This window comes from Sinomonas sp. G460-2 (assembly GCF_047759905.1).
GTDB lineage: Bacteria > Actinomycetota > Actinomycetes > Actinomycetales > Micrococcaceae > Sinomonas.
On sequence record NZ_JBKZWT010000228.1, the window covers coordinates 1 to 5,887 of the forward strand.

Consider the following 5,887-nt stretch of genomic DNA (forward strand, 5'->3'; position numbering starts at 1 on the left):
CAGCGCCGTGGGATGCGGCCCGGCCGCGACGAGGGCGCCGGACCATTCTGCGGGCCACGGGGCCAGGAGGCCGACCGCGACGAAATTGCCGGGGAACCTCGCCTCGAACATGTCGGGCTCGCTGAGCGCCGCAACCTCGGAGAAGACCGTGCGCATGGCCGCGAGCTGTGACCGCACGAGGGTCAACGGCGGGTCGTCGCCGATGTTCACGAGCATCGCCCCGCCCGGGGTCAGAAGGGCGGCGGCCTCCGCATAGAAGTCCCGATGTGCGAGATGGCTCGGTGCGCCGGGCCCTGAGAAGACGTCGAGGACGATCGCGTCGAACGGCGCCCGGTCCGCGAGGCTCGCGAGCTCCCAGCGCGCGTCGCCGATGCGGGTCTCAAGGACGGTCCCCGGGGCGAGCGGCAGCTGGTCGAGCACGAAGCCGAGCAGTTCCCGCTCGAGTTCGACGGCGACCTGCGGCGAACCCGGTCGCGTCGCCCGGACGTAGCGCGCGAGTGTGAGCGCCCCCGCGCCGAGGTGCAGGACGCGGAGCGGCTCGCCCGGGGGCTTGAGCAGGTCGAGCACGTTCGCGATCCGCGCGAGGTACGCATAGAAGACGTGCTCCGGCGCGGCGAGGTCCACATGGGACTGCTCGGCGCCGCCGATCGCGAGCACGTACGCCCCGGGCACGAGGCCATCCGGGACGATCGTCGCATGGGTGCCCACACCCGCGAGGTACCGACTCGCGCCGGGGCGAGTCCCGCCGTCGTCCGCGCGGCCGCTGCTCACACGAGCCTGCCGAGGCCCGCGAGCCGGACCGCCGCCTCGTGGAGCACGTCCTCGCGCTTGCAGAACGCGAAGCGCAGGAGCGAGCGCGTGCGCTTCGCGCCCTCGTCGTGGCAGAACACCGAGACCGGGATCGCCGCGACGCCCACGAGCTCGGGGAGGCGCCGCGCGAGGTCAAGCGCGTCGTCGAAGCCGATCGACGCCGTGTCGGCGGTGATGAAGTAGGTGCCGTCCGGGAGGTACACCGTGAGCCCCGCTCGGCGGAGGCCGTCGGCGAGGATGTCGCGCTTTCGCCGCAGCGCCGCCGCCGCGTCCGTGAAGAACTCGTCGGGGAGCCCGAGCCCGAGCGCGACGGCCTCCTGGAAGGGCGTGCCCGAGCTGTACGTCGTGAACTGCTTGACGGTGCGGACGCGCGCCACGAGCTCCTCGGGGCCCGTGACCCAGCCGATCTTCCAGCCCGTGAAGGAGAACGTCTTGCCGGCGGAGGAGATCGTGAGCGTGCGCTCGGCCGCGCCCGGGATCGTCGCGACCGGAACGTGGGGTGCGCCGAAGACGAGGTGTTCGTAGACCTCGTCCGTGACGATCACGGCGTTGTGGCGCTCCGCGAGCTCGACCACGCGCTCGAGCACGTCGCGGCCGAACACGGCGCCGGTGGGATTGTGCGGGTTGTTGAGGATCACTAGCCGCGTCCGCGGGCCGAACGCGGCCTCGAGCTCGTCCGGATCGGGCTGGAAACGCGGTGCGTGCAGGGGAACGGTCACGTGGTTGGCACCCGCGAGCGCGATCATCGCGCCATACGAATCGTAGAACGGCTCGAACGTGATGACGTCGTCGCCCGGCTCGGCGAGCGCGAGGACCGCCGCTGCGATGCCCTCGGTCGCGCCGGTCGTGATGAGCACCTCGGCCTCGGCGTCCGGCTCGAGCCCGTAGAACCGGGACTGATGCGCCGCGACCGCGCGCCGGAGTACGGGGAGGCCCTTGCCCGGCGCGTACTGGTTGGAGCCGGTCGCGATCGCGTGGCGCGCGGCGTCCTTCATCTCCTCGGGGCCGTCCTCGTCCGGGAAGCCCTGCCCGAGGTTGATGGCCCCGGTCCGGACGGCGAGACCCGTCATCTCCTCGAAGATCGTCACGCCGAGGCGCCCGTCGGAGCCGAGCAGGTTCGCGCCGGCCGCTGTTCGCTGCCAAGGGGAAGTCACTGGCCCATGCTAACCAGCGGGCACGGGGGCGAACGGGTATGTTGACAGCATGAGACGCGCCGTCTGCCCCGGTTCCTTCGACCCGATCCACAACGGCCACCTCGAAGTCATCGCGCGCGCCGCGAACCTGTTCGACGAGGTGGTCGTTGCCGTGTCGACCAACTACGCCAAGAAGTACCGCTTCTCCGTCGAGGAGCGGATCGAGATGGCCCGACGGACGCTCGGGGCGATCAGCGGGATCCTCGTCGAGCCCATGGGGGAGGGGTTGCTCGCCGAATACTGCCGTCAGCGCGGCGCGTCGGCGATCGTCAAGGGCCTGCGCTCGTCCTCAGACTTCGACTACGAGCTGCCCATGGCGATCATGAACCGGCAGCTTTCGGGTGTCGAGACCGTGTTCCTCCCCGCCGAGGCGCACTATGTGCACCTGTCCTCGACGCTCGTCAAGGAGGTGCACGACCTCGGCGGGGACGTGTCGGAGTTCGTGCCGCGCTCGGTTCTCGCTAGGCTTGATGCGACGACGCCCCGCAGGGGGTCCTGAACGCCGCACGCGCGGCGTACGCAGGGCGCGCTGGCGGTGAGTGGTGTTCCACGTTTTTGCCTGAGGCGCCGCACAGGCTAGGATTGTTTGTCGGTCTATGTTCCACAGGAGTTCTCATTAAGCGCGAAGGACGTTCGCCCTTGACGATTGACGTCAAGGACCTCGGGCGAAGCCCGGGCACAATGCGGACACTTGAAGAGCATGTTCCCGCACCGAGCGAGCTCGGTGTGGCGCTCATCGGCGTCAGGGAGGGGTCCCCCGTGGACCTCGATCTGCGGCTTGAGTCCGTCCACGAGGGGATCCTGGTATCGGGGACCGCACACGTCGATGTAAGTGGCGAGTGCGGACGGTGCCTGGATGCTATCGAGTACAGCCTCGAGGTCGATGTGCAAGAGCTTTTCTCCTACGAGGGCGCAGAGCCCTCGGAGGGAGAAGAAGAGGAAGAGCAACGTCGAGTCGAGCACGATTCCATCGATCTTGAGCCGGTGTTGCGGGACGCAGTAGTAACCATGCTGCCGTTCCAGCCGGTGTGCCGGGAGGACTGCCCGGGGCTTTGCCCCGAGTGCGGTATCCGCCTCGCAGACGAGCCTGGCCACCATCACGAGGTCGTGGACCCGCGATGGTCGGCCTTGGCGGAGCTGATCAGGCCCGACCGGCACCAAGAAGACTAAGTGTTGGCCCCAAGAGAAATGAGTTAGCCGTGGCAGTTCCCAAGCGGAAGATGTCCCGCTCGAACACCCGCGCCCGCCGGTCCCAGTGGAAGGCGACTGCGCCTAACCTGGTCAAGACGGTCGAGAACGGCCGTGTGACCTACAGCCTTCCGCACCAGGCGAAGGTCGTGACCGACTCCGCGGGCACCGCGCTGTTCATGGAGTACAAGGGCCGCAAGGTCGCCGACGTCTGATCAGACCGTCGGGTCGCCCCATGCCTGCTCGCGATGAGCTGATGAAGCGTCTCGGCGTCGTTATCGACGCCGAGACGCTTCGTCTTGCGTTGACGCATCGCTCCTATGCGTATGAGAACGGCGGCATCCCCACCAACGAGCGCCTCGAGTTCCTCGGCGACTCCATCCTCGGCTTCTCCGTGACGGACCACCTCTACCGGACCTACCCGGATCTCTCCGAAGGCGAGCTCGCCAAGCGGCGCGCCGCAGTGGTGAGCACGCGTGCTCTGGCGAGCATCGCGCGGCGGCTCGGCGTCGGCGAGTGCATCTACCTCGGCCACGGCGAGAAGGTCACGAACGGCAAGAACAAGTCCTCCATCCTCGCGGACACCATGGAGGCCCTCATCGGAGCGACCTACATCGCGAACGGACTCGAGGACGCGCGCTGTCTCGTGGTGCGGCTCGTCGGGCCGCTGCTCGAGGACGCGGCCGTGCTCGGCGCGGGCACCGATTGGAAGACGCACATCCAGGAGCTCGCCGCGAACCGGCAGCTCGGCGGCATTCACTACGCCGTGGTCGGCGACGGCCCGGACCACGCCCGCACCTACACTGCGACGCTCCTGATCGGCGGTGTCGCGTACGGCACCGGCAAGGGCAACTCCAAGAAGGAGGCCGAGCAGCAGTCCGCCGCGGACGCGTGGAAGATCCTCGGCCCCGAGACCGCCGCGGCCGGGGCCGCCCACGAATCCGGCGGAGCGGCGTAGGCTTTGCCCGAACTTCCCGAGGTCGAGGTCGTCCGGCGCGGCCTCGCGACGTGGGTCGTCGGGCGGCGCATCGAATCCGTTGAGGTGCTCGACCCCCGTTCCGTCCGCAGGCATCTGCTCGGCGTCGAGGACTTCCGGGGGCAGCTCGAGGGCGCCACGGTGCTCGACGCAGTGCGCCGCGGCAAGTTCCTCTGGCTTCCGCTTTCAGACGGCGCGGACGCCCGCGGCAGCTCCACTGGCCCCTCACCCACCGGCGAGCCCCCGCACACGGATCCTCCGCACACGGCGCTCCTCGCGCACCTCGGCATGAGCGGACAGCTTCTCGTCGAGGACCCCAGCCAGCCGGACGAGAAGCATCTCAAGGTGCGCCTGACCCTTTCCCCCGCACCGGGCCTCCCGGACGAGCTGCGCTTCGTGGACCAGCGCATCTTCGGCGGCCTCGCCGTCGTGCCTCTCGTCCCGACGTACGACGGCGGGCCGGGCGGCCATGGGGCGCTGCCCCTCGCGCTCATCGCGGCGGACGCCAAGCACATCGCCCGCGATCCGCTCGACCCCTTCTTCTCCGCCGCGGCCTTCCACGCGCGGCTGCACGCCCGCCGCACGGGCCTCAAACGCGCGCTGCTCGACCAGACGCTCGTCTCGGGGATCGGCAACATCTACGCCGACGAGGCGCTCTGGGCCGCGCGTCTGCACTACGCGCGCGCCACCGACACGCTGCGCCGTGCCGACACCCTGCGCCTCGTTGACGCGGTGCGGGACGTCATGACGCGCGCGCTCGACGCCGGCGGCACGAGCTTCGATTCGCTCTATGTCAACGTCAACGGCGCGTCCGGCTACTTCGACCGTTCCCTATCGGCCTACGGCCGTGCCGGGCAGGCGTGCACGCGATGCGCCGAGGACGGCCGCACGAGCATCATGGTCCGCGAATCGTTCATGAACCGATCCTCCTACCGGTGCCCGCACTGCCAGCGGACTCCACGCAACGCCCGCTGGTAGCCCGGATTCTCGCGGGCGTGGTGGCAGAATGTCGCACAACCACCGCCCGCCCGGCCACCCACGCCCCGCCCAAAGTGACAGGAGAACCCCGGTCCTTTGCACCTCAAGACCCTGACGATCCGAGGCTTCAAGTCATTCGCCTCGGCGACCACCTTCGAGTTCGAGCCAGGCGTGACGGCCGTCGTCGGCCCCAACGGTTCGGGGAAGTCGAACGTGGTCGACGCGCTCGCGTGGGTCATGGGGGAGCAGGGCGCCAAGACGCTGCGCGGCGGGAAGATGGAGGACGTCATCTTCGCCGGGACGGCCGGGCGAGCGCCGCTTGGCCGTGCGCAGGTCTCCCTCACGATTGACAACGCCGACGGCGCGCTGCCCATCGACTACAGCGAGGTCACGATCTCGCGGACCCTGTTCCGCACGGGCGGCTCCGAGTACGCGATCAACGGGGATTCGTGCCGGCTCCTCGACATCCAGGAGCTCCTGAGCGATTCGGGCCTGGGCCGCGAGATGCACGTGATCGTGGGCCAGGGCCAGCTCGACCGGATCCTGCACGCGACCCCCGAGGACCGTCGCGGCTTCATCGAGGAGGCCGCGGGGATCCTCAAGCACCGGCGCCGCAAGGAGCGAACCGTCCGGAAGCTCGACGCGATGCAGGGCAACCTCCAGCGCCTCGCGGACCTCACGGGGGAGATCCGCCGGCAGCTCGGCCCGCTCGGCCGGCAGGCGCAGGTGGCGCGGAGGGCCC

At 69.6% G+C, this 5,887-nt stretch carries 8 protein-coding genes; 6 read left to right on the forward strand and 2 right to left on the reverse strand.

Annotated elements, in window-relative coordinates; all coding sequences use genetic code 11:
- A partial coding sequence (locus tag ACLN58_RS16595; RefSeq protein ID WP_415856358.1) for a spermidine synthase occupies positions 1–771 on the reverse strand: 771 nt, incomplete at its 3' end.
- A complete protein-coding gene (locus ACLN58_RS16600) occupies positions 768–1,880 on the reverse strand; it encodes an aminotransferase class I/II-fold pyridoxal phosphate-dependent enzyme (RefSeq protein WP_415856365.1) in 1,113 nt (370 codons plus the stop codon). The genes ACLN58_RS16595 and ACLN58_RS16600, both read right to left, overlap by 4 nt.
- Before the next feature lie 133 nt (positions 1,881–2,013).
- Between ACLN58_RS16600 and coaD the strand changes: the two genes are divergently transcribed.
- The 6 genes from coaD to ACLN58_RS16630 form a co-directional block, all read left to right on the forward strand.
- Positions 2,014–2,502 carry a pantetheine-phosphate adenylyltransferase gene (gene coaD / locus ACLN58_RS16605; protein WP_415856359.1) on the forward strand — a complete coding sequence of 163 codons (489 nt, stop codon included), beginning with the start codon at positions 2,014–2,016 and terminating at the stop codon, positions 2,500–2,502.
- A gap of 140 nt (positions 2,503–2,642) precedes the next feature.
- A complete protein-coding gene (locus tag ACLN58_RS16610) occupies positions 2,643–3,173 on the forward strand; it encodes a YceD family protein (RefSeq protein ID WP_415856360.1) in 531 nt (176 codons plus the stop codon).
- Between the two features lie 29 nt (positions 3,174–3,202).
- Complete coding sequence (gene rpmF, locus ACLN58_RS16615; RefSeq protein WP_415856361.1) at positions 3,203–3,406, forward strand: 50S ribosomal protein L32; 204 nt, start codon at positions 3,203–3,205, stop codon at positions 3,404–3,406.
- Between the two features lie 20 nt (positions 3,407–3,426).
- Positions 3,427–4,149 carry a ribonuclease III gene (gene rnc / locus ACLN58_RS16620; RefSeq protein ID WP_415856362.1) on the forward strand — a complete coding sequence of 241 codons (723 nt, stop codon included), beginning with the start codon at positions 3,427–3,429 and terminating at the stop codon, positions 4,147–4,149.
- Between the two features lie 3 nt (positions 4,150–4,152).
- A complete protein-coding gene (gene mutM, locus ACLN58_RS16625) occupies positions 4,153–5,145 on the forward strand; it encodes a bifunctional DNA-formamidopyrimidine glycosylase/DNA-(apurinic or apyrimidinic site) lyase (RefSeq protein WP_415856363.1) in 993 nt (330 codons plus the stop codon).
- A 96-nt stretch (positions 5,146–5,241) separates the two neighbouring features.
- A partial coding sequence (locus ACLN58_RS16630) for a chromosome segregation SMC family protein (protein ID WP_415856364.1) occupies positions 5,242–5,887 on the forward strand: 646 nt, incomplete at its 3' end.

Excerpts from the sequence above, each read along its gene's own strand:
- ACLN58_RS16600 (WP_415856365.1), bottom strand. The coding sequence starts at position 1,880 with ATGACGGGTCTCGCCGTCCGGACCGGGGCCATCAACCTCGGGCAGGGC.
- rnc (WP_415856362.1), top strand. The coding sequence starts at position 3,427 with ATGCCTGCTCGCGATGAGCTGATGAAGCGTCTCGGCGTCGTTATCGAC.
- coaD (WP_415856359.1), top strand. The coding sequence starts at position 2,014 with ATGAGACGCGCCGTCTGCCCCGGTTCCTTCGACCCGATCCACAACGGC.